The sequence below is a fragment of the Devosia sp. Z11_6 genome, assembly GCF_058133665.1.
On record NZ_JBYUNQ010000003.1, the window covers coordinates 90927 to 112422 of the forward strand.

The following is a 21496-nucleotide window of genomic DNA, read 5'->3' on the forward strand; positions in this document are numbered from 1 at the left end:
TTCTTGCGCCAAGTCTCCTCCCGGCGCGTGACTAGCCCCTGCCCCTTCGCTGAGGTAATTTACCCGAAGTTTTCCGAGCATCGGGTTTCCGACAGCAGCGGAGACCTTTGCGTCGGTGTTGCGGGTCTGGAATCCTGGGCGGGAATGGGTTGCACGAACGCCGCACTTCAGCTGCAGGCGTAAGCAGCGCCGCCCAGACGCTGGCGCGCCACATGCCAAGCCAACCATAGCGATACCGCAACCGTTCGCTCGCCAGGAAGTCCCTGGCGTCTATCCGTTGGCGTGGCTGATCTGCGATCTGCCGATAAAGCCGGCGTGGTTCGACGGCCTGACTTGGCATCGCCGCTATATCCTCCTCGCCATGACCGCCTGCCTCCCAGGAAGCGGTCTGACCTTTACCGGAAGGCTGTCGCGTTCGCCCTGCAGTGTCAAGGAGGTATTCTGCTGCGGGCAAAAGTTGTGTGTGGACAACACTATAGCAATTTGGGCCGCAGCCGAGATTGCTGAACTTGCTATCTCCTGCCAGCCGAACAATTTCGAGCCGCTTCGAGCGGTTATCGTCTGGTGGGGCTCCCGCTAAGGTCAACGCATCAAGAAACGGGCCGTGCCCACCCGCTCAGAAAGCGGGTGGGCGTGAGTTAAAGCTTACCAGGTTTGCTTGAGGGTCGCGCTGATGGTGCGGCCGGGATTGTAGAAAGTGGCGCCAAAGCCGCCGACATATTTCTGGGCGGCATGCTTTTCGTCGAAGATGTTGCTGACATTGAGCTGCAGGGTGGTGTTTTCCTGGATCTCATAGTTCAGGGCAGCATCGAAGATTATGGCCGCATCGGCCTTGGTTGTGTTGGCGTCGTCGATGTAATAGGCGCCGGTATAGCGCGCGCCGGCGCCAAGAGTGATCTCACCCAGGCTGCCGATGCTGGGGATGGTGTAGTCCACCCAAAGCGAAGCGAGGTGATTGGGCACGCGGGAAAGCTCGTTGCCGGCATTGCCCGTGGCGCCATCCTCCACGATCTCCGACATCATGTAGCTATAGGCGGCGGTGACCGTCAGGTTTTCCATCAGCTCGGCCTTGGCTTCAAGGTCGATGCCATTGACGCGCACTTCGCCCAGGGTTTCCTGGGTCGGCGGGGTTCCCGGTACCGTGACGGTGATGTTGTCCTTGGACAGGCTGAAGAGCGAAGCGGTAAACAGCGCCGGATAAGCCTCAGGCTGGTATTTGACGCCCACTTCCCATTGCTGTCCGCGCTCGGGCGCAAGGGTGGTGACGGGCGTGCCATAAGGCGCTGCCGGAACCGCTGACTCGGCATAGCTGACAAAGCCCGATACTTCCGGGGTGAACTTGTAGACCAGGCCGGCGCGCTTGGTGAACTCGCTGAAGTCACCGCCAAAGGTGGTGCCGCTGAGATTGTCGGTTTGCTCCAGATCGAGCCAATCATTGCGGACGCCGACTGTGGCGATCAGGCTATCGGAGAAGGTCAATTCCTGCTGCAGATAGATCGCGTTGCCCTTAGTGTTGTAGGCCGCATCGGCATAGATCGGCAGCACTTTGGGCGCCCCGGTATAAACCGGGTCCGTCCAATCAATGCCGGGAGCAGCGCCGTAAAAGCCCTTGCTCGTGGAGTTATCGTCGTTGTGCTCGACGCCGACCAGTGTGCGGGAATCGACATCGCCGAGGCTAGCCTCGTATTGCAGGCGCCCATCTATGATGAAGTGTTCGCGGCTGCCTTCGCTGGCCACGAAGTCGCGGGCCGCCACGGTGCCGGTGGTTGGGCCCGAGATATAGGCGTAGCCATAGTCACTGGCTGAGTTGGAATAGCGCGCGTTGGAGCTGAAAGTGAGGCCCGACCCGAAATCGTGGTCGAACATCAGGCTCACGGTGTCACGGTCAAGCGTGGCGTAGTTGAAGTCGGGTTCGCCAAAAAACACGTCGCGGTCAAAGTCGGTGCCCACCGGATGGCCGCCGCTATTGGGCGAATTCCGCTTGCGGAGGTGGTCGTAGACAACGGTCAACTTGGTGGCGTCGCTTGGGCGCCAGGTGACGCCGCCCATTGCAAAGGCCTCGTCGTCATTGGAATAGTCATATTCGTCCCCGGCCAGGCGCAGTTTGCCGGTGACACGGTAGGAGAGCGTCTCATCGGGGGTGATATTGTCGCCGAAATCAGCGCCGATCTCGCCCCGGCCGAACGAACCTCCGGTCACAAAGACCTCGCCGAACTTCTCGCTTCTGGGGGTCTTGCTGACATAGTTCACCGAGCCGCCGGGGTCGCCGAGGCCGAATGCGGTGGAGTTGGCGCCCTTGACCACTTCCACCCGCTCAAAGGCATAAGGCTCCTCGCGCACGCCCAGGAACGGCCGGCCGATTCCAAGGCCATCCCGATAGGCATAAGCATCGAGCCCGCGGATCTTGAAGTAATCGAAGCGACCATCCGAACCATAGAAGTCGGTGACCACGCCGGGCGTATATTGCAGGATCTCTTCGGCCGTTTCGGCGTCGCGGCGCTCGATTTCCTTGGCCGTGATCACCGAAACCGTGGCGGGAGTGTCGAGGATCGGGGTCGCAAGTTTGGAGCCGCTGGTGGTGGTACGCGCAACGATCGAGGCGCGGTCATCGTCGCTATTCTGGGCCTGGCCCTCGATGGTAATGGCAGGCAGGACCAGGGTTGAGCCGGCGCCGGCGGTGTCCTGCGCAAAAACGAGGCTGGGCACCATGCCCGCCAGGGCCGTGCAGCCCAGCAGCATGGGGATCCCCAAATGCCCCCGCTTGCGCTTGCTCGTTTCGCCGTATCCCTCAATGCCCATAGTCGTACCCAATTCAATCCGGATGATACTGGTTCAACAGCGATCCGGCCGGTTTCGGTGGCTCGCTGGTAAGCTGACTGCTATGCTCCGGTTTTAGCAAAGCCGACCAATGCGTGGCAATTCACCGGCAATTTCAAAATCTTGCTGGTGGTGCGATTTCGCCGGTTGACGCCGCACCGTCAAACCTGACATGCACAGTCCGCTTTGTACCTGAAGGACTTTGCCGATGCTGCGGCTGCCTCGTTTTGCTGCGATCCTCATTATGGCGTGGAGCGCTACTGGCGCTGCCGGCGGCGTCATGGCGCAGGAAAGCGCCAGCTTTCCTCTCACCATCGAGCATGCCCTGGGCACCACGGTGATTCCCGCCAAGCCAGTGCGCGTTGCGACGGTCGCTTGGGCCAATCACGAGGTGCCGCTGGCGCTTGGCATTGTGCCCGTGGGCTTTGCCCGTGCCGATTTTGGCGATGACAATGCTGATGGCGTGCTGCCCTGGGTGGCCGACAAGCTCGAGGAACTCGGCGCGCAAACGCCGGTGCTGTTCGACGAGGGCGACGGGGTCGACTTCGAGGCTGTGGCCGCAACCGATCCCGACGTGATCCTGGCCGCCTATTCCGGGCTCAGCCAGCAGGACTATGACATGCTGAGCCAAATCGCTCCCGTGGTCGCCTATCCCGATGCGCCATGGTCGACCGAGTGGCGCGAGATGATCCGCCTCAACAGCCGGGCGCTCGGCCTGGGCGCCGAAGGGGAAGCGCTGGTCACCGGCATTGAGGCCGAGATCGCCGAGGCAGCCGCCGCTCACCCCGACCTGCGCGGCAAGCGGGCCATGTTCGTGACCCATCTCAATGCCTTTGACCTCAGCACCATCAATTTCTACACGGCCAACGACACGCGGGTGAAATTCTTCGCGGATTTGGGGCTGCAATCCCCTCAAAGCGTCACCAATGCCTCCCTTCCCGGGAAGTACTCGGGCTCCGTGAGTGCTGAGCAGATCGACATGTTCAACGACGTCGATATCCTCGTCACCTATGGCGATCAGCAGCTGGTGGATGCCGTTAAAGCCAATTCCTTGATCTCCAAGATGCCGGCGGCTGCGCGGGGTGCACTGGTTGTTCTGGGCTCCGATCCCGCGGGAACTGCGGCCAATCCGACCCCGCTTTCGATCTCCTTTATTCTCGACGACTACCTGGCGCTGCTGTCGGATGCGGCGGAAAAGCTGCAATGACAGTGTCCGGCGCGTCAACGACCGCTCCCCCCAAGCTGTTTGGCCCATCGGGTGCCCAACGCAGCCTGTGGCTGGCCGCCGGTGTTGCACTCGTGGCGCTGCTTTGCGTACTTTCGATCACCGTGGGCTCGCGCGAGGTTTCCTGGGCGGACATCACCGCAGCCCTGCTCGGGCATGAAGACACGATCGGACAGGCCTCGGTTTCGCTGCGCATCCCCCGGACCGTGCTCGGCTTGCTGAGCGGCGCCGCCCTTGGCCTTGCCGGTACCGTGATGCAGGGCATCACCCGCAATCCCCTGGCCGATCCGGGTATTCTGGGGGTCAATACCGGGGCTGCGCTGGCGGTGGTGCTTGGCATTGCCTGGTTCAACATCAGCTCGACCCAGGCCTTTGTTTGGGCGGCAATCGGCGGCGCGGGTGGCACCGCCCTCTTGGTCTACACCATCGGCTCGCTGGGCCGCGGTGGTGCGACCCCGCTCAAGCTGGTGCTGGCTGGTGCCGCGACCTCGATTGCCTTTTCCTCGCTGGTGACAGCCGTGGTGCTGCCGCGCAACGACATCGCCGGCGGCATCCGCTCCTGGCAGATCGGCGGGGTCGGCGGCGCTGACTTCGAGCGCATCCTCGTTGTGCTCCCCTTCCTCGCTGTCGGGCTCATTGTCAGCCTGCTTTGTGCCAAAAAGCTCAACGCGCTGGCTCTGGGCGATGACCTGGCTGCAGGCCTGGGAGAGCACGTTGCCTTGATCCGGGCGGTGGGGGCGTTCGGGGCCATCCTGCTCTGCGGCGCCACCACGGCGGCGTGCGGTCCGATCGGCTTTGTCGGCCTTGTCGTGCCGCTTTTGTGCCGCCTGCTGTTTGGCTCCGATTATCGCTGGCTGCTGCCGCTTTCGGCCATTGGCGGCGCAGGCCTGCTGGTCCTGGCCGATATTGTCGGGCGCATTGTCGCCCGTCCGGCCGAGCTCGATGTCGGCATCATCACGGCCCTGGTCGGCGCACCCTTTTTCATCTGGGTGGTTCGCCGCCAACGTATCCGGGAGCTGTGACCGTGCTCGCCGCCGCTCCGTTCAGCTTCGCCGCCAGCCGGCGCAACCGCATGGCCCGCCAGGCGACTGTCACGGCCGGGTTGCTTGCGCTCCTCGGGGCTCTTTTCGCGCTGACCCTCACATTAGGCCAATCCTTCACGCCACCGGCCGATGTGCTGCGGGTGCTGCTCGGCGAGGATGTGGCTGGCGCCAGCTTTGCCGTCGGACAGTTGCGCCTGCCCCGGGGTGTACTGGCAATCTTGTCCGGCCTGAGCTTTGGCATGGCGGGCGCGGCCTTTCAGATCATGCTGCGCAATCCCCTGGCCAGCCCCGACATCATCGGCATCAGTTCGGGCGCGAGTGCTGCCGCCGTGTTCGCCATTGTCGTGCTCTCGCTCAAGGGAACCGTCGTATCCCTCTTCGCCGTCGGCGCGGGCCTTTCGGTCGCGCTCCTCGTTTACGGGCTGTCCTTTCGCAACGGGGTCGCGGGCACCCGGCTGATCCTCGTGGGCATCGGCGTTTCCGCCATGCTGGAAAGCATGGTTGCCTATCTCCTCACGCAGGCCCCGGACTGGAATTTGCAGGAGGCCCTGCGTTGGCTCTCTGGCAGCCTCAACGGCGTCCAGCTGGTTCAGGCCGTTCCGGTGCTAGGAGCCCTCGCCTTGTTTGGTGGCGTGCTGCTCCTCCTCACCCGCGAGCTTGATCTGCTGCGGCTGGGTGACGACACGGCCTCGGCCCTTGGCATACACGTTTCGCAGACGCGGGTGCTGGTGATCATTTCGGCCGTGGGCCTGATCGCGACTGCCACCGCAGTCACCGGCCCAATCGCCTTCGTGGCCTTCCTGTCCGGACCTATTGCGGCCCGGATCGTGGGCCCGCGCCAGTTGCTGCTCGTTCCGGCGGCGCTGGTGGGGGCATTGCTGGTGCTGGGTGCTGATTATGCCGGGCAATTCCTGCTGCCCGCCCGCTATCCTGTCGGTGTGGTCACCGGAGCCTTGGGCGCGCCTTACCTGATTTACCTCATCGTGCGGACCAACCGCACCGGAGGCACGTTGTGACGCGCCATTCCCTGACGGTCGACAAGCTTCGCGCTCGCTATGGCGAGACGGAGATCCTCCATGGCCTCGATCTGCAGGTGCCAATGGGGCAGATCACGGTGATCGTGGGCGCCAATGCCTGTGGCAAGTCCACACTGCTACGCGCCATGTCCCGCCTCCTCGTTCCCCATAGCGGGCAAGTGGTGCTGGACGGCAAGACGATCCACCAGACCCCGCCGCGCCAGCTGGCCCGAACACTTGGCTTGCTGCCCCAGTCGCCCATTGCGCCTGAAGGCATAGCCGTGGCCGATCTGGTGAGCCGCGGCCGGCATCCGCACCAGGGGCTGTTCGCGCGCTGGACCCGGCAGGACGACGAAGCGGTCGAGAACGCCCTCCTTGCCACCCGGACCACTGATTTGGCGGAGCGCCCGATCGAAGAGCTGTCCGGCGGACAGCGCCAGCGCGTCTGGATTGCCATGGCGCTGGCGCAGCAAACCGACATTTTGCTCCTCGATGAGCCAACCACCTTTCTCGACATCAGTCACCAGATCGAAGTGCTTGACCTCCTGACCGACCTCAACCGCTCGCGCGGCACCACCATTGTCATGGTGCTGCACGACATCAACCTGGCCGCTCGCTATGCTGACTGCCTTGTGGCGATGGCCGGCGGGCAAGTGCAGGTGATCGGCCATCCCGATCAGGTGGTGACACCAGCCACCATCCAGCAGGTGTTCGGCATCGCGAGCCAGGTCATCACCGACCCAGTTTCGGGGCGCCCCATCATGCTGCCCATCGGCCGGCACGGCACGCTCCCGCCCCCAACCCATTCCAACCCCCACCACCGCTTCAAGGAGACCTCCCCATGATCGCTTTGCAGGAATACAAGCTTTCAGGCGTGGCGCTTCCGAGCGATGCGATCTGGATGCTGGAGGAAATCTGCGAGCATTTCGTCGAGCACGCCGAAGTGCAGCGTCTGGATAATTTCGCGCTGTTGCGCAATGAAGCCGGCCTGGCCAGCATCCGGGCCGATGCCGGCAAACTGTTGATCGAACTGACCGCGCCCACGCCCCTGGCGCTGGAAATGAGCCGCACAGATCTGGCGGAGCATCTGTTCTATTTCGCCGGCAAGGAGCCATTCGCGCTGGAATGGTCCGAGCCAGCCCAGCCCCTGACCCTACCGAACCTGCACCATGTCACGGTGGCGGGCGCCGAGGACATCACCCCCCGCATGCGGCGCGTGAAATTCAGCTGCGCCGACGTTAGCCCATTCGTTGGCGGAGAAATGCATGTGCAACTCCTGGTGCCGCCACAGAACCGCCCGCCGGTTTGGCCCAGCTATCGCCGCGATGGCCGGGTGAACTGGCCTGAGGGTGATGATGCGCTGCTTGTTCGCGCCTATACGATCAGGGCGGTCGACACCGAGCGCGGCGAACTCTGGATCGATTTCCTGCAGCACCCCGCACCAGGCGTCGAAACGCCGGGCGCGGACTTCGCGCGCGATGCAGTGCCCGGTATGCAAGTGGCTCTCTTGGGCCCATCCAGCGGCAAGTTGCCGGAGGGCGCTTCGATCTTCCTTGCCGGGGACGAAGCGGCTTTGCCAGCCATTGCACGCATCGCGGAGGAAGCGCCGGCGGGAACGCGCCTGCAAGCCCTGATCGAGGTTTGGGACGAGAGCGAAGAGCAAGAACTCCGTTCCGCCGCCGCGCTCGATATCCGCTGGCTGCACCGCAAGACCTATCCCGATGCAAGCCAGGGCACCTTCGCTGGCGAAATCAAGCAAGCCCTCGGCGCGGTTGACAGCCAGACCTATGTGTGGGTGGCCTGCGAGAAGCAGGATGTCCGCGCCGTGCGCTCATTCCTCAAGAGCCGCGGCCACGATCGCAAGGCCATGTATGTCGCGTGGTATTGGGAACGCGAGGCGCCTGCAGGCTCAGTCAGCGATTGAGCACTTCGCCGCTCAGCATGTCGATCTGCATGCCATCGAAAGCTGGCGTGACATTGTCGGGTGTGCCTGCTTCGGTGGCGCGGTAGTCCAGGTCGATATGCAGATTGGTCAGTACCGCCTGGCTTGGCGCGAAGCGCTCGATCAGTTCGAGCGTTTCGGGCAGGCTCAAATGGCTGGGATGCGGCGCCGGACGCAGCGCGTCGATCACCCAGGACGTCAGCCCTGACACCGCCGCAAAGGACTGGCCTGGGATGCCCGAAAGATCGCAGGAATAAGCGAAGTCAGCGACGCGGAAGCCGAGCGAGCGGATATTGCCGTGCTCCTGCTCGAAGCCGGTAATGTCGATGCTCCCACCCGGACCGTCAATGGTCAGCCCTTCCCCGGGCTCGATCTCATGGGCGTTGAGGATTGGCGGATAATCCCCACCCTTGGGCGTGGCAAAGCAATAGCCGAAGGCCTCGCGCAACCGCTGCCCGCACTCAGGGGTGAAGAACACATCCACCCGCCGGCGGTTCTGCAGCGCCAGTACGCGCAGATCATCGATGCCGTGTGTGTGGTCGGCATGCTCGTGGGTATAGAACACGGCGTCCAGCCGCCCAACTTGCGCCTCGAGCAGTTGTTCGCGCAGATCGGCGCCGGTGTCGATGAGAATGCGCGTCGGCTCCGTGCTGCCCTCGCTCCAGCCTTCGATCAGCAGCGAACAGCGACGACGCCGGTTGCGCGGCTCGCTGGGGTCGCAATCGCCCCAATTATTGCCCACGCGCGGCACGCCGCCCGAGGAGCCGCAGCCCAGGATCGTCGCAACGAGCTTGGTCGCGGCTGCCATCGCTCAAACCAGCCCGGTCTTGCTGAACAGCCGCGCAAAATTCGCGGTGGTCTGCGCGCCAAGGGTTTCCAGATCGATGCCGCGCACTTCGGCGAGTTTTTTGGCGGTGTGGCGCACAAAGGCCGGCTCATTGGATTGGCCGCGATGCGGAATGGGCGCGAGATAGGGCGCGTCGGTTTCCACGAGATAACGGTCGGCCGGCACAAAGCTCGCGACTTCCCGGATCTCCTCGGCATTCTTGAAGGTGATGATCCCGGAGAACGAGATATAGCCACCCAGCGCCAGGGCCCGTCGCGCCAGTTCCGGTCCCGCCGTGAAGCAGTGCAGAACAAAGTGGAATGCGCCCTGCCCGGCCTCTTCTTCAAGGATGGCAGCCATGTCTTCGTCCGCTTGGCGGCTGTGGATAACCAGTGGAAGACCGGTGATGCGGGCAGCCGCGATGTGGCGGCGCAAGCCTGTGGCCTGCGCTTCGCGGGGCGCATTGTCGTAGAAGTAATCCAGCCCCGCCTCGCCAATGGCAACGCAGCGCGGATGGGCACTTAGCCGCACGAGTTCATCTGCCGTGACATGCAGCTCCTCATGCGCGTTGTGCGGATGGGTGCCGATCGAGCACCAGACGTTCTCGTATCGTTCCGCCAGGTCCGTATAGGTCGAAAAGTTTTCCACACGTGTGGAAATCGTCACCATTCCGGTGACCCCGGCGGCCTTGGCCCGGCTCATCACGCCGTCCAGATCGGCGGACAGCGCCTCGAAATCGAGATGGCAGTGGCTATCGATCAGCATCTTACTCTGCCGGCTTGTCCAGACGCGCGAAAACGCCCTGCGGCACGGGCAGTTCCGTGCCGGGAACGAGGCGGTCTCGCACCAGCGCCAAGGGCAGCAGCCGGTCGGTTTCGGGCACCGCCAGCTGGTCGAGCAGCTTGGCGGCCGAGCCCGGCACAAAGGCCAGCATCGGGATGGCCAGGCGCCGCACGGTGTCGGCAGTGCGATACAGCACGGTGCCCATGCGCTCGGGATCGGTTTTCTTGAGGGCCCAAGGCTCCTGGGCCGCGAAGTAATTGTTCGCCGAGCTCAGCGCGGCCATGATCGCGCCGGTGGCTTCGTGCACCAACTGCTCGTCCATGGCCTTTTGCGCAGCCTGGATGGCCTCGCCAACCTCGCGCTCCAGGGCCTCGTCGGCCGCCGTGGCGTGACCCACTGCAGGCACCTTGCCGTCGCAGTTCTTGTTGATCATCGACAGCGAGCGCTGCGCCAGGTTGCCCAGATTATTCGCCAGGTCGGCATTGACCCGGTTCACCAGCTTTTCATTGCTGTAGTCGCCGTCATTGCCGAACGAGACTTCACGCAAAAAGAAATAGCGCAGGGCGTCAGCGCCGAAGGTCTCAACCAGATGGAACGGGTCGATGACATTGCCGAGCGACTTGCTCATCTTCTGCCCGTCGACGGTCAGGAAGCCGTGCGCAAAGACGCGGTGCTGCACCGGCAGCCCGGCGCTCATCAGGAAGGCGGGCCAGTACACGGTGTGGAAGCGGATGATGTCCTTGCCGATCACATGCAAATCGGCCGGCCAGAACTTCTTGAACAGCTCGTTCTGCTCGTCGGGAAAGCCAAGACCGGTGATGTAATTGGTCAGCGCGTCGACCCAGACATACATCACATGTCCCGGCGCATCGGGCACCGGAATGCCCCAGTCGAAGGTCGTGCGCGAGATCGACAGATCTTGCAGACCGCCTTTGACGAAGGAGATGATCTCGTTGCGCCGCTCCTTGGGCGCGATGAAATCCGGGTTGGCCTCGTAGAGGTCGAGCAGCTTTTGCTGGTAGGCCGAGAGGCGGAAGAAGTAGGTGGGCTCTTCCACCCAGTTCACCTCGGCGCCCGTGGGCGCAAAGCGCTTGCCGTCCTTTTCGGTGAGTTCGTCCTCATCGAAATAGGCCTCGTCCCGCACCGAATACCAGCCCTTGTAGGTGGATTGGAAAATGTCGCCATTGCTGCTGTCGGCCATGCGCTTCCAGATGGCCTGGCTCGCTTCATGGTGGCGCGGCTCGGTGGTGCGGATGAAATCGTCGTTGGAAAGCTCGAGCGCTTCGGCCAGGCGCCGAAACTCACCCGAATTACGATCTGCCAGCTCGCGCACCGGAATGCCCTGGGCCTGGGCGGTCTGCACCATCTTGATGCCGTGCTCGTCGGTACCCGTGAGGAAATACACCTCGCGCCCCTCGAGCCGCTTCCAGCGGGCGATGGCGTCGGTCGCGATCATCTCGTAGGCGTGCCCGATATGGGGCGCGCCGTTGGGATAGGAGATGGCGGTGGTGATGTAAAAGCTGTCGGTCATGAGTACTCGGTCGGGGCGGCAGCGGTCCGGTCGAGGTGCCTGCGAATGGCATCGAAGATAATGACCAGGGTCTGCTTGGTGTCCAGATTGATGCTCTCGGCGTCCTCGAGCAATGCGTGTGCCTTGTCCCATAGCTCGTTTGCCGAGGCAAGCCGCAACCGGTTGGATGGCTCAATCGCCGCCCGCCGCGCTTCGTCGGCCATCCAGTTGTCGAGCATTTCCTTGGCAAAGGACATCTCCGCCCCCTGCGGGTCGGCGCCCAGTGCATCGGCAAGGGTCAGGTGCACGCTGGCGGGCTGGCGCGTTGGCGCCTGCAGCCAGGCACTGAGGGCACCAAGCGCCGAGTCTTCGCCCAGCGCCAGGGTTTCAAAGGCCCGGCGTGGCCGCCCGCCGGCGAGCGCTACGGCCCGATCGAGCTCGGCGACGGAAAGATCGGGTTTTTCCCCTGCCACCACGGCCCGCAGCTCGGCGTCGGCGAGCGGGCGCAGCCCCAGCACATGGCAGCGCGACTTGATGGTGGGCAACAAGCGACCGGGCCGGTGCGAGATCAGCAGGAACGTCGTATCTGGTGGTGGCTCTTCGAGCGTCTTGAGCAAGGCATTGGCGGCGGAAGGGTTGGCATCATCGATCGGGTCGATAATGGCAACGCGATGCCCCGATCGCCCGCGCGTGCGGTGCATGCTGTCGCGCAGGTCACGCACATCTTCGACCCGGATCACGGTGTAAAAGCCCTTGGCGTCCTTGGGGCGCCGCCGCAGCACGAAGAGATTGGGATGCGACATGGCCGCAACCTGCTCGGCAACACGATGGGCATCCTCGTCGCCCGTCGCCGCCAGGATGGCACTCGCCAGTTCAAAGGCCAGCGTAGCCTTGCCGATGCCCTGCGGGCCGTGCAGCAGAATGCCACCGGGCAGCCGCCCCGCCGCCAGACGCTCCAAGATGGTGGCGCGGGCATTATCATGCCCCTGGGCGCGCTGGCGCCGCTCGGGCGCGGGCAGATCGGCAAGCGCGTCAGGATCGCTCACGCCTGGGTGCCTTCGAGCAGTTCGGGAAAGCGCGCCTGCACCGCGTCCCAGATTTCCGCTTCCAGCGCGTCTTCGTCCTGGTCGGCGGACAGCACGACGCAGCGGCCGGGATTGGCCGCGGCAATGGCTAGAAATCCCTCGCGCAGCCGCCGGTGCCAGTCGAGCTCTTCCTTTTCGAACCGATCGCCCGTTTGCGCCAGCCCATCCTCGAGGTCGCGTTGCGCAACGCGCCGAAACGCCAGTTCGGGGTCCATGTCGAGCACGATGGTGAGGTCCGGCGTGTGGCCGTCCAGCGCCAGAACTTCGAGCGCCTCGATCAGCTTGTCGTCAACGCCCCCGGTCAGCCCCTGATAAGCGCGAGTGCTGTCGTGGAAACGGTCCGAGATCACCCAGGTCCCTTGGCTCAGATTTGGCGCGATCAACTGCGTCACGTGATCGTGGCGCGCCGCCGCAAACAGGATGGCTTCGGCTCCCGGCCCCCAGCTTTCCGAACGTCCCTGCAGGATAAAGGAGCGGATGGCCTCGGCTCGCGGCGTACCACCAGGCTCGCGGGTGCGCACGGCCTGGATCGAGAAATTGTTGAGATTGGCGAGCAGACGCTTGACCTGGGTCGACTTGCCGACCCCCTCGCCCCCTTCGAAGGTCAGGAAGCGCGCGGGGCGAGGAATGGGAGCCTGAAGCATAAGATGGGGCCTATGTTCTGCCTACATCCAGCCCAAGGCCAGCTGCTTCAAAGCATCGGTTGCCTTGCGCACCAAATCGCCTTCTTCCACCGTTTCGGCGGCATAAAGGGGCGCAGCCTGCACCAGCTGGTTGTCACAGAATACGCGCAACTCGGCGATCTGGTCGCCCGCCTGCACCGGCGGCATCAGTGGGCTGGTATAGACAACTTCGCCCTTGAGGCATTTGCGCGAGCCGCGCGGCAGGTAGAGCGAAACCTCGCCGTCGCCCACAAGGCCAACGCTGCCGCTGCTGCCGCCATAAACATTGGCATAGGCGACAACCTTGCCCGCGGGATAAGCGGCAATGCGCTCAAACGCCCGCGTGCCCCAGGTGATGAGCTTGCGCCCCTCTTCGGTGCGCTGCGCCATCGAGGTCAATCCATGCACGACCCCAATCAGGCGGCGGCCGCCGTCGTCGGTAGAGATCACCGAGCCATAACCGGACGCTTCCGTGTGGCCCGTCTTGAGGCCATCGACGCCGATGCCCATTTCCACCAGCGAGTTGCGGTTGGGCTGGCGGATGCCGTTCCATTCCATCTCGGGTTCCGAGAAGTAGTGGTAGTATTCAGGATATTCGCGGATCAAATGGCGGGCCAGGTTCGCGAGGTCGCGCGCCGTCACATGCATCTCGGGATCAGGCAGTCCCGTGGAATTGGTGAAGTGCGAACCGCGCAGCCCGATATCCTCGGCCAGCTCGTTCATCATCGCGGCAAAGCTGCCTTCCGAACCGGCAATGCCCTCGGCCAGCACAATTGCCGCGTCGTTACCCGACTGGATGATCACCGAGCGGACGAGATCCTCGACCTTGATCTTGCTGTTGAGGTCGGCAAACATCGTCGAGCCACCCGAGGATGCACCCCCGGTGCGCCAGGCATGCTCGGATACAAAGAACTCGTCGGTCAGGCTGACCCGCCCGGCACGCACTTCATTGAATACCACGGCCACGGTCATGAGCTTGGCCATGCTGGCCGGCTCCATTGGCACATCGCCATCCTTTTGGAAGATGACGGTTCCCGATTCCTCATCCATCAGGACGGCGAACTTGGCTTTAGTGTCGAAATTGGCTTGCGCAAAGGCAGGAACCGACAGCGCCAGCAGCGCTGCCAGACAGACAAGAAAGCGGTTCACGATCGACAATCCCATGGCTTGAGTCTCCGGAAAGGAGCCGGGCACAAAGTGCCCTTCGCCGATTAATAGAGGACTATGTCGTTGAGGCCAAGTTCTCGCGCAAGTTCGAGTACATCAGTGCGTGATACGCCGGGCTTGAGTTTGGTGAGCACCAGCTGGGTTGCCGCGCGGCCATTGACGCTCACCGGCTTCTCGTCCACTGCGCCGAGGACGGCGAAGCGCTGCGCCAGCGCAATGGCATTATCGCTGTCGCTGAACACGCCCAGTGCCAGCTTGATGTCTCGGGCGTCGGCATCCACCGCCTCCACCCAATCCTTGAGCTGGGGCGCGCGGGTTGCCATCGCCGTGGCGGCAGCATGGGCGGTATCGATATTGAGGTCCTGCGCCTCGGGCGTGGTATCGGCATAGGCAAACAGGCCGCCGACCATGTCGAACAAGCTGTTATTGCCACTATCGGCAAAGCGCGTATTGCCGCTGTTGATCGGCGGGCCCGAATAGCTGGCGAGCAGCATGCGGGTATCGTCCCCTTCCAGCGGCGCCGGCGCGACATATTCGACGCTCACCTGCGCATGGCCATTATTCACATAGCCCAGCAGCTCGGCGGCACGATGGGACAGATCCATCACCCGGCCGGGCATATAAGGGCCACGATCATTGACCCGCACCACAACCGAACGGCCATTGGCCTGGTTGGTCACGCGCACATAGGAGGGCAGCGGCAGGGTGGGATGGGCGCCGGTGATGGCATTGGCTGAAAAGATTTCACCATTGGCGGTGCGGCGGCCGTGGAAGTCAGAACCATACCAGGACGCCTCACCGGCAGCCCGGTAGTTCGGATCGTGCTGGGGTACATACACCTTGCCCCGAACCTTATAGGGCTTGCCAAGCTGATAGCGCCCGCCACCCTTGGGTGGGTTGGGATGATTGGTGACGCGCGGCGAAGCGCTTACGCCGAATTCTTTGGAGGTAAATGCATCGCGCTTGACGGTGGCGCCTAGCCCGCCACCGCCGCATGCGGCGATCACAGGTGCAATGAGGGCCGCGAGGGCAAGGGCGCGAACGGCGGACTGCCTGGAGGTCTTCACTTTATACAAACTCATGTAACCACGCTGCTGAGCACAGACTGAAGCCCGGTGCTGGCCTGCTTGGCGCCTATGGAACGGGAATCTGGTTGAAGTGAAGTTAAGGCGAACGAAATGTGAGCGACAAAGCTCGCCTTTATCCGCAATTAGCGGCAATAGGCGCGACGCAGCCCACCCTTGCGGCGCAGGTCATATAAAGATATCTTTATGTCTCGCGCGATCCGACGAACCGAAGTTTAAGATAGGACGGCTATGACTCAGCCCGTTGCCCAGCCAGATCAGCCCGCCCTGCCCGATTGGACCGAGGTTCGCCAGGCCATCACTGCGGCAGCGCGTGAGCGCATCCTGATTCTGGATGGTGCCATGGGCACCATGATCCAGCGGCTCAAGCTGTCCGAAGAAAACTTCCGCGGCGAGCGCTTCCGCGATTGGACCTTGCCGCTCCAGGGCAACAACGACCTTCTGGTGCTGACCGAGCCGCAGCAAATCGAGGATATCCACTTCGCCTATTTCATGGCCGGGGCCGATATCGCCGAAACCAACACCTTCTCGGCGACCTCCGTGGCGCAGGCCGATTACGGCACGGAGTCTGCCGTCTACGACATCAACTATCAGGGCGTGGTTGTCGCCCGTCGCGCCGCATTGCGCGCCGAGGCCGCTGATGGCCGCCGCCGCTTTGTTGCGGGGGCGCTTGGGCCCACCAACAAGACCTCGTCCATGTCGACGGACGTCAACAGCCCCGGTCACCGTGCCATCACCTTTGACGAGCTGGTGGCCGCCTATGGCGAGGCCATTCGCGGGCTGGTGGACGCCGGCGCGGATCTCCTGCTGTTTGAAACCATCACCGATACGCTCAACACCAAGGCCGGCATCTTTGCCGCGCAGCGCTTGTTCGAAGAACGCGGCATCGATGTGCCGGTCATGATCTCGGGCACCATCACCGATCTCAGCGGCCGCACCCTTTCGGGGCAAACGCCTTCGGCGTTCTGGTACTCGGTGCGCCACGCCAATCCCATCACCATCGGGCTTAACTGCGCTCTGGGCGCCAATGCCATGCGGGCTCATCTGGGCGAATTGAGCGATGTCGCCGATACGCTGATCTGCGCTTATCCCAATGCCGGCCTGCCCAATGCCTTCGGGCAATATGACGAGTCGCCCGAATTCATGGCCGAGCAGATCGCCGGTTTCGCCGAGTCCGGCTACCTCAACATCGTGGGCGGCTGCTGCGGCTCGACGCCCGACCATATCCGCGCCATTGCCGATGCTGTGTCCCGCTTTCAGCCCCGGGCAATCCCGACCCAGGAGCCCCTCCTGCGCCTTGCCGGCCTTGAGCCCTTTACGCTGACGGAGGACATTCCCTTCGTTAATGTGGGCGAGCGTACCAATGTCACCGGCTCGGCTCGCTTCCGGAAGCTGATCACCGCCGGCGACTACACGGCCGCTCTGGAAGTGGCACGCGACCAGGTCGCCAATGGCGCCCAGATCATCGACATCAACATGGATGAGGGCCTGATCGACTCCAAGCGGGTGATGATCGAGTTCCTTAACCTGCTCGCCGCCGAGCCCGATATCGCCAAAGTGCCGCTGATGATCGACTCCTCCAAATGGGAAGTGATCGAGGCGGGCCTCAAATGCGTGCAGGGCAAGGCGCTGGTCAATTCCATCTCGATGAAGGAGGGCGTTGAATCATTCCTGCACCAGGCCCGCCTGGTTCGCGCCTATGGCGCTGCCGTGGTGGTGATGGCCTTTGACGAGCAGGGCCAGGCCGACACCCTCGAGCGCAAGGTCGAGATCTGCACGCGCGCCTACAAGCTCCTCACCGAGGAAGTCGGCTTTCCGCCCGAAGACATCGTCTTTGATCCCAATGTCTTCGCCGTGGCTACCGGCATCGAGGAACACAATAACTATGGCGTGGCCTTCCTCGAGGCCACCAAACAGATCACCGACACCCTGCCCCATGTCCATATATCGGGCGGCATCTCCAATCTCAGCTTCTCGTTCCGCGGCAATGAACCGGTGCGCGAGGCCATGCATGCGGTGTTCCTCTACTATGCCATCCAGAACGGCATGGACATGGGCATCGTCAATGCCGGCCAACTCGCCGTTTACGAGTCCATTGACCCCGAGCTGCGCGATGCCTGCGAGGACGTGATCCTCAACCGCCGCCCGGACGCCACCGACCGCCTGCTGTCCCTCGCCGAGCGCTATCGCGGCACCGCTGGCAAGGAAGCCGCGGCCAAGGACTTGAGCTGGCGCGACAAGCCCGTCGAAGAGCGCATCGCCCATGCGCTGGTCAACGGCATCACCGAATATATCGACGCCGATACGGACGAAGCCCGCCGCAATGCGGAACGCCCCCTCCATGTCATCGAAGGCCCGTTGATGGCTGGTATGAGCATTGTTGGCGACCTCTTCGGCTCGGGCAAGATGTTCCTGCCACAGGTGGTGAAATCCGCCCGGGTGATGAAGCAGGCCGTGGCGCTTCTGCTCCCCTATATGGAAGCCGAAAAGAACGCCGACGGCAACGCCACCGGCCGCAAAAGCGCGGGCAAGGTGTTGATGGCCACCGTCAAAGGCGACGTGCACGACATCGGCAAGAACATCGTCGGGGTCGTGCTCTCCTGCAACAATTACGAGATCATCGATCTGGGCGTTATGGTGCCCACCGCCAAGATCCTGCAGACCGCTCGCGACGAGAAGGTCGATATCATCGGCCTATCCGGCCTCATCACCCCCTCGCTCGACGAGATGGTGCATGTGGCGGCCGAAATGGAGCGCGAGGGCTTTGACATTCCCTTGCTGATCGGGGGCGCCACCACCAGCCGCGTCCACACCGCCGTCAAGATCCACCCGCGCTACGAACGCGGCCAGACCGTCCATGTCAACGACGCCAGCCGCGCCGTCGGCGTCGTCGGCAATCTCTTGTCGCCCGACAACAAGGTGTCGTTCATCGCCGATATCCGCGCCGAATACGCCAAGGCCGCCGCCGCCCATGAACGTGCGGAATCGGAAAAGCAGCGCTTGTCGCTGGAAAAAGCCCGGGCCAACCGTTTCGCGCCGGATTGGTCGAGCTACACCCCGCCGGTTCCCGCCTTCCTTGGCACCCGCATCTTTGCCGATTGGGACCTGGCCGAACTAGCCCGCTATATCGATTGGACCCCGTTCTTTCAGACCTGGGAACTCAAGGGCCGCTATCCCGCGATCCTCCAGGATGAGCGCCAAGGGGAAGCGGCGCGCCAGCTTTGGGATGATGCCCAAAAAATGCTGGCCCAGATCATCGATGAAAAGTGGTTCAAGCCCAAGGCCGTGGTCGGCTTCTGGCCCGCAGCTTCCGTCGGCGACGATATCCGCTTGTGGAGCGACGAGAACCGCAGCGAGGAACTCGCCACGCTTTTCACCCTGCGCCAGCAGCTGACCAAGCGCGACGGCAAGCCCAACATGGCGCTGGCCGATTTCGTGGCGCCGGTCGACAGCGGCAAGCCCGATTACATCGGCGCCTTCGTGGTCACGGCCGGGCTCGAGGAAGTGGCGATCGCCGAGCGCTTCGAGCAGCAAAATGACGATTACTCGGCCATTCTGGTCAAGGCGCTGGCCGACCGCTTCGCCGAAGCCATGGCCGAAGCCATGCATGAACGGGTGCGCAAGGAGTTCTGGGGCTATGGCGCGAACGAAACCTACGCACCCGAAGAGCTGATTGCCGAGCCCTATCGCGGCATCCGCCCGGCGCCCGGCTATCCCGCCCAACCCGACCATACGGAAAAAACTACGCTGTTCCGGCTGCTCGATGCGGAAAACGCCGCCGGCGTCACCCTAACCGAAAGCTATGCCATGTGGCCCGGCTCATCGGTTTCAGGCGTGTATTTCAGCCATCCCGACGCCTACTATTTCGGCGTAGCCAAGGTGGAACGCGACCAGGTGCTCGATTACTCCAGGCGCAAGAATATGAGCGTGGCGGAAGTGGAGCGCTGGCTCGGCCCGATCCTCAACTACATCCCCGGCCCGGCCATCGTGGCCGCCGAGTGATGCTGAACCCGCGTGCCCCAACTGGGGCACGCCTCCTATATTCCGTCCCACCTTCGGCCACCCGGCCGGGGCCAGCGGCGAGGTCAGCGATGCCCCATAATCGCATTCCGGTGACACTGGTGAGCGCCCCTCGCTTTCTTGCGGCCCTCGACCCGGAAACCGCCCTGCTCCGTCTCCCCGCCAATACTGGGCACGGTCACGCCGATGGTGAGCAGTGCCCCGCCTGCGCCGCCCAGCTCGACATTCGTGCCCAGCTCTTCAATTTGCTGGAAGAAGCGCGCCAGGGCCTGCGCCCGCCCTTTTCCAAGGTCGTCGTGGATGCCAGTGCCGTCCAGGATCAGGCCCGGCTGGTGGCCGCGCTCCAGGGCAAGCTCCCGGCCCAGGCCCTGCGCGACCACGCCGTCGCCCGCGCCTTCTACCTCGCCAGCGAGGCCTAACGCTAAGACGACTGAATTCGTCGTCCCTGCACCCCCCCGGCCCACCCCCGATGTCACCGCGGCCTTGCGCCGGGGCCCATCCCGAGATTTCTCCCCCAGGCGAGATCGCCTCCTAACGCCTGACATCCCGGCTCAGGCCCAGGAGGGCACATCAAGGCTATCGGCAGCCGCAGCGACTTCCGGCAGCCGCAGCGACTTCCGGCAGCCGCGAAAACGCTAAAAGAAACGCACCAGGGGCGTATCGAGCCGCAAATACAGCGGATGCTTGGGCGAGCCATCGGCGTTGACCCCGAAGCACCACAGCTCCACGCCGTCGGCGCGCAGCGCCTCCACCAGTTCCCGCCCGGCCGGTGCCAGTGCCTTGTTGAGCTTGCCGTGGCAAAGCACCACTCGGTCAGCCCCGGCCGCTGCAGCGCGCAGCGAAGGCAAATTGGCCGGCGAGGACACCACGACGCCCGGCACCAGCAGCGCCTTGGGGACGGTGGCGCGATAATCGCCCACATTGCCCTTGGCCATGGCCGCGTAGCCTTCTCGGCGGGCGAAAGTCCATTCGCGCGCGCAGGTGGGATCGTTGACAGTGGCATCGGCCGTCGAGGGGTTCATGCCGATGAACATGATGTAGTGTTCGGGGAAGCTGTCGCCCATCCAGCGCCGCATCAGTTGGCGATGTTCATGGTCGCTGAACTGCGCATCCCCGCGTACGCCCGGCGGCAAGGCCAGGCGTACCCGACCGCCCGGATCATGGTCGTCTCCGATCATGCGGTCAGATCGCTTGTGGGCACCAGCCCATTGATCAGCGAAGCTGTTGTCACCGTATTGGCCAGCAGGCACGCAATGGTCATCGGCCCCACTCCGCCTGGCACCGGGGTGATCGCCCCCGCCACTGCCGCCGCCGAATGGTAATCCACATCCCCCAGCAGCCGCGATTTGCCAGGGCCGCGCTCGGGTGCATCAACCCGGTTGATACCGACATCGATCACGGTCGCGCCCGGCTTGATCCAGTCGCCCTTGATCATTTCAGGCCGACCAACCGCCGCGATCACGATATCGGCCTGGCTAACAATACCCGGCAGGTCGCGGGTGCGCGAATGGGCCATGGTGACCGTGCAGTTTTCCCGCAGCAGCAGTTGCGCCATCGGCTTGCCCACCAGATTGGAGCGGCCAACCACCACGGCATGCAGGCCCGAAAGGTCCCCCAGCGTGTCGCGCAGCAGCATGAGGCAGCCCAGCGGCGTGCAGGAAACTGGTCCCGGCAGGCCGATCACGAGCTTGCCGACGCTTTCGGGCGTGAAGCAGTCCACGTCCTTGGCCGGTGAAATGGTTTCGATCACCTTCTTGGCGTCGATCTGGGCGGGCAACGGCAATTGCACCAGAATGCCGTGGATGGCCGGGTCGGCGTTGAGCCGCTCGACCAGCGCCAGCACCTCGGCTTCATCAGTGGTTTCCGGCAGTTCGTATTTTTCGGAGTGCATGCCCACTTCAACCGTCTGCCGCGCCTTTTGGGCGACATAGACCTGGCTGCCCGGATCACTGCCGACGATGACCACGGCCAATCCGGGCGTGATGCCGTGCTCGGCCCTGAGGCGCGCGACATGAGCGGCAATGCGCCCGCGCAGACCTTCGGCAAAGCCTTTTCCGTCGATTATCCTGGCAGTCATTGGGCACTCTCCTTGACCAAAGCCGATGGGGTTCCCTTAAGCCAAGGATAGCGCCGCCGTCCACTGCGGCACGCCTAAAAAGGCGAGGGCCGCAACAGCGTCAGCCATTGCAGCCCTCGGGGGACCAGCCCCACCGCACTGTTGAGGGCTTGGGGACAAGCAGCGGAACATGGTCCCGATTCACCAGCTGCATGGGTCGCTTGCCTTGCCAGTGAACAGGGACCAAGATGAAGGGCAA

17 protein-coding genes are annotated in these 21496 nt (G+C 63.5%); 7 read left to right on the plus strand and 10 right to left on the minus strand.

All coding sequences use genetic code 11. From position 1 onward, the window contains the following. Nucleotides 1-645: 645 nt before the first annotated feature. Nucleotides 646-2799, minus strand: coding sequence for a TonB-dependent siderophore receptor (locus tag AC3YMN_RS09825; RefSeq protein WP_489889893.1), 2154 nt, complete (start codon nucleotides 2797-2799; stop codon nucleotides 646-648). 229 nt (nucleotides 2800-3028) lie between these two features. On the opposite strand from AC3YMN_RS09825, the gene AC3YMN_RS09830 reads away from it, so the two are divergent. Genes AC3YMN_RS09830 through AC3YMN_RS09850 form a run of 5 tightly spaced genes read left to right on the plus strand, consistent with a single transcriptional unit; the run spans nucleotide 3029 to nucleotide 8025 of the window. Then, a complete protein-coding gene (locus tag AC3YMN_RS09830; RefSeq protein ID WP_489890187.1) occupies nucleotides 3029-4024 on the plus strand; it encodes an iron-siderophore ABC transporter substrate-binding protein in 996 nt (331 codons plus the stop codon). Beyond that, complete coding sequence (locus tag AC3YMN_RS09835) at nucleotides 4021-5064, plus strand: FecCD family ABC transporter permease (protein ID WP_489889894.1); 1044 nt, start codon at nucleotides 4021-4023, stop codon at nucleotides 5062-5064. The genes AC3YMN_RS09830 and AC3YMN_RS09835 overlap by 4 nt, the downstream gene beginning before the upstream one ends. 50 nt (nucleotides 5065-5114) lie before the next feature. Further along, nucleotides 5115-6101 (plus strand): FecCD family ABC transporter permease, encoded by a 987-nt coding sequence (locus AC3YMN_RS09840; RefSeq protein WP_489890188.1) that lies wholly within the window; start codon nucleotides 5115-5117, stop codon nucleotides 6099-6101. Next, a complete protein-coding gene (locus tag AC3YMN_RS09845) occupies nucleotides 6098-6946 on the plus strand; it encodes an ABC transporter ATP-binding protein (protein ID WP_489889895.1) in 849 nt (282 codons plus the stop codon). Before AC3YMN_RS09840 ends, AC3YMN_RS09845 begins: the two co-directional genes overlap by 4 nt. Further along, nucleotides 6943-8025 carry a DUF2218 domain-containing protein gene (locus AC3YMN_RS09850; RefSeq protein WP_489889896.1) on the plus strand — a complete coding sequence of 361 codons (1083 nt, stop codon included), beginning with the start codon at nucleotides 6943-6945 and terminating at the stop codon, nucleotides 8023-8025. Before AC3YMN_RS09845 ends, AC3YMN_RS09850 begins: the two co-directional genes overlap by 4 nt. Here AC3YMN_RS09850 and AC3YMN_RS09855 read toward each other — a convergent pair. From AC3YMN_RS09855 to AC3YMN_RS09885, 7 genes are read right to left on the minus strand one after another with little or no spacing between them, the layout of a single operon-like run. After that, on the minus strand, nucleotides 8015-8851 hold the full coding sequence (locus tag AC3YMN_RS09855; RefSeq protein WP_489889897.1) for an MBL fold metallo-hydrolase: 837 nt from the start codon (nucleotides 8849-8851) through the stop codon (nucleotides 8015-8017). The genes AC3YMN_RS09850 and AC3YMN_RS09855 overlap by 11 nt on opposite strands. 3 nt (nucleotides 8852-8854) lie before the next feature. Then, entirely contained in the window at nucleotides 8855-9634 is a 780-nt protein-coding gene (locus tag AC3YMN_RS09860; RefSeq protein ID WP_489889898.1) for a TatD family hydrolase, read from the minus strand. Between the two features lies 1 nt (nucleotide 9635). Further along, entirely contained in the window at nucleotides 9636-11183 is a 1548-nt protein-coding gene (metG, locus tag AC3YMN_RS09865) for a methionine--tRNA ligase (protein ID WP_489889899.1), read from the minus strand. Continuing rightward, on the minus strand, nucleotides 11180-12208 hold the full coding sequence (locus tag AC3YMN_RS09870) for an AAA family ATPase (protein WP_489889900.1): 1029 nt from the start codon (nucleotides 12206-12208) through the stop codon (nucleotides 11180-11182). Before AC3YMN_RS09870 ends, metG begins: the two co-directional genes overlap by 4 nt. Next, on the minus strand, nucleotides 12205-12891 hold the full coding sequence (gene tmk, locus AC3YMN_RS09875; protein ID WP_489889901.1) for a dTMP kinase: 687 nt from the start codon (nucleotides 12889-12891) through the stop codon (nucleotides 12205-12207). The genes AC3YMN_RS09870 and tmk overlap by 4 nt, the downstream gene beginning before the upstream one ends. 21 nt (nucleotides 12892-12912) lie before the next feature. After that, entirely contained in the window at nucleotides 12913-14073 is a 1161-nt protein-coding gene (locus AC3YMN_RS09880; protein ID WP_489889902.1) for a D-alanyl-D-alanine carboxypeptidase family protein, read from the minus strand. Nucleotides 14074-14120: 47 nt separating this feature from the next. Then, nucleotides 14121-15158: a septal ring lytic transglycosylase RlpA family protein gene (locus AC3YMN_RS09885; RefSeq protein WP_172123341.1), complete on the minus strand. Its 1038-nt coding sequence runs from the start codon at nucleotides 15156-15158 to the stop codon at nucleotides 14121-14123. Nucleotides 15159-15392: 234 nt separating this feature from the next. Here AC3YMN_RS09885 and metH point away from each other — a divergent pair, with 234 nt between their 5' ends. Then, nucleotides 15393-19163 carry a methionine synthase gene (gene metH / locus AC3YMN_RS09890; RefSeq protein ID WP_489889903.1) on the plus strand — a complete coding sequence of 1257 codons (3771 nt, stop codon included), beginning with the start codon at nucleotides 15393-15395 and terminating at the stop codon, nucleotides 19161-19163. 89 nt (nucleotides 19164-19252) lie between these two features. After that, nucleotides 19253-19600 (plus strand): hypothetical protein, encoded by a 348-nt coding sequence (locus tag AC3YMN_RS09895; RefSeq protein ID WP_172123339.1) that lies wholly within the window; start codon nucleotides 19253-19255, stop codon nucleotides 19598-19600. Between the two features lie 216 nt (nucleotides 19601-19816). Here the strand turns inward: AC3YMN_RS09895 and AC3YMN_RS09900 are convergent, their stop codons facing one another. Further along, nucleotides 19817-20359, minus strand: coding sequence for a DUF1643 domain-containing protein (locus tag AC3YMN_RS09900; RefSeq protein WP_489889904.1), 543 nt, complete (start codon nucleotides 20357-20359; stop codon nucleotides 19817-19819). Further along, nucleotides 20356-21258 (minus strand): bifunctional methylenetetrahydrofolate dehydrogenase/methenyltetrahydrofolate cyclohydrolase FolD, encoded by a 903-nt coding sequence (gene folD / locus AC3YMN_RS09905; RefSeq protein WP_489889905.1) that lies wholly within the window; start codon nucleotides 21256-21258, stop codon nucleotides 20356-20358. Before folD ends, AC3YMN_RS09900 begins: the two co-directional genes overlap by 4 nt. Between the last annotated feature and the right edge of the window lie 238 nt (nucleotides 21259-21496).

Coding starts and splice junctions, on each gene's coding strand:
- AC3YMN_RS09825 (WP_489889893.1), bottom strand. CDS start 2,799: ATGGGCATTGAGGGATACGGCGAAACGAGCAAGCGCAAGCGGGGGCAT.
- AC3YMN_RS09835 (WP_489889894.1), top strand. CDS start 4,021: ATGACAGTGTCCGGCGCGTCAACGACCGCTCCCCCCAAGCTGTTTGGC.
- AC3YMN_RS09840 (WP_489890188.1), top strand. CDS start 5,115: ATGGCCCGCCAGGCGACTGTCACGGCCGGGTTGCTTGCGCTCCTCGGG.
- AC3YMN_RS09850 (WP_489889896.1), top strand. CDS start 6,943: ATGATCGCTTTGCAGGAATACAAGCTTTCAGGCGTGGCGCTTCCGAGC.
- AC3YMN_RS09855 (WP_489889897.1), bottom strand. CDS start 8,851: ATGGCAGCCGCGACCAAGCTCGTTGCGACGATCCTGGGCTGCGGCTCC.
- AC3YMN_RS09860 (WP_489889898.1), bottom strand. CDS start 9,634: ATGCTGATCGATAGCCACTGCCATCTCGATTTCGAGGCGCTGTCCGCC.
- metG (WP_489889899.1), bottom strand. CDS start 11,183: ATGACCGACAGCTTTTACATCACCACCGCCATCTCCTATCCCAACGGC.
- tmk (WP_489889901.1), bottom strand. CDS start 12,891: ATGCTTCAGGCTCCCATTCCTCGCCCCGCGCGCTTCCTGACCTTCGAA.
- AC3YMN_RS09880 (WP_489889902.1), bottom strand. CDS start 14,073: ATGGGATTGTCGATCGTGAACCGCTTTCTTGTCTGTCTGGCAGCGCTG.
- AC3YMN_RS09885 (WP_172123341.1), bottom strand. CDS start 15,158: ATGAGTTTGTATAAAGTGAAGACCTCCAGGCAGTCCGCCGTTCGCGCC.
- metH (WP_489889903.1), top strand. CDS start 15,393: ATGACTCAGCCCGTTGCCCAGCCAGATCAGCCCGCCCTGCCCGATTGG.
- AC3YMN_RS09895 (WP_172123339.1), top strand. CDS start 19,253: ATGCCCCATAATCGCATTCCGGTGACACTGGTGAGCGCCCCTCGCTTT.
- AC3YMN_RS09900 (WP_489889904.1), bottom strand. CDS start 20,359: ATGATCGGAGACGACCATGATCCGGGCGGTCGGGTACGCCTGGCCTTG.
- folD (WP_489889905.1), bottom strand. CDS start 21,258: ATGACTGCCAGGATAATCGACGGAAAAGGCTTTGCCGAAGGTCTGCGC.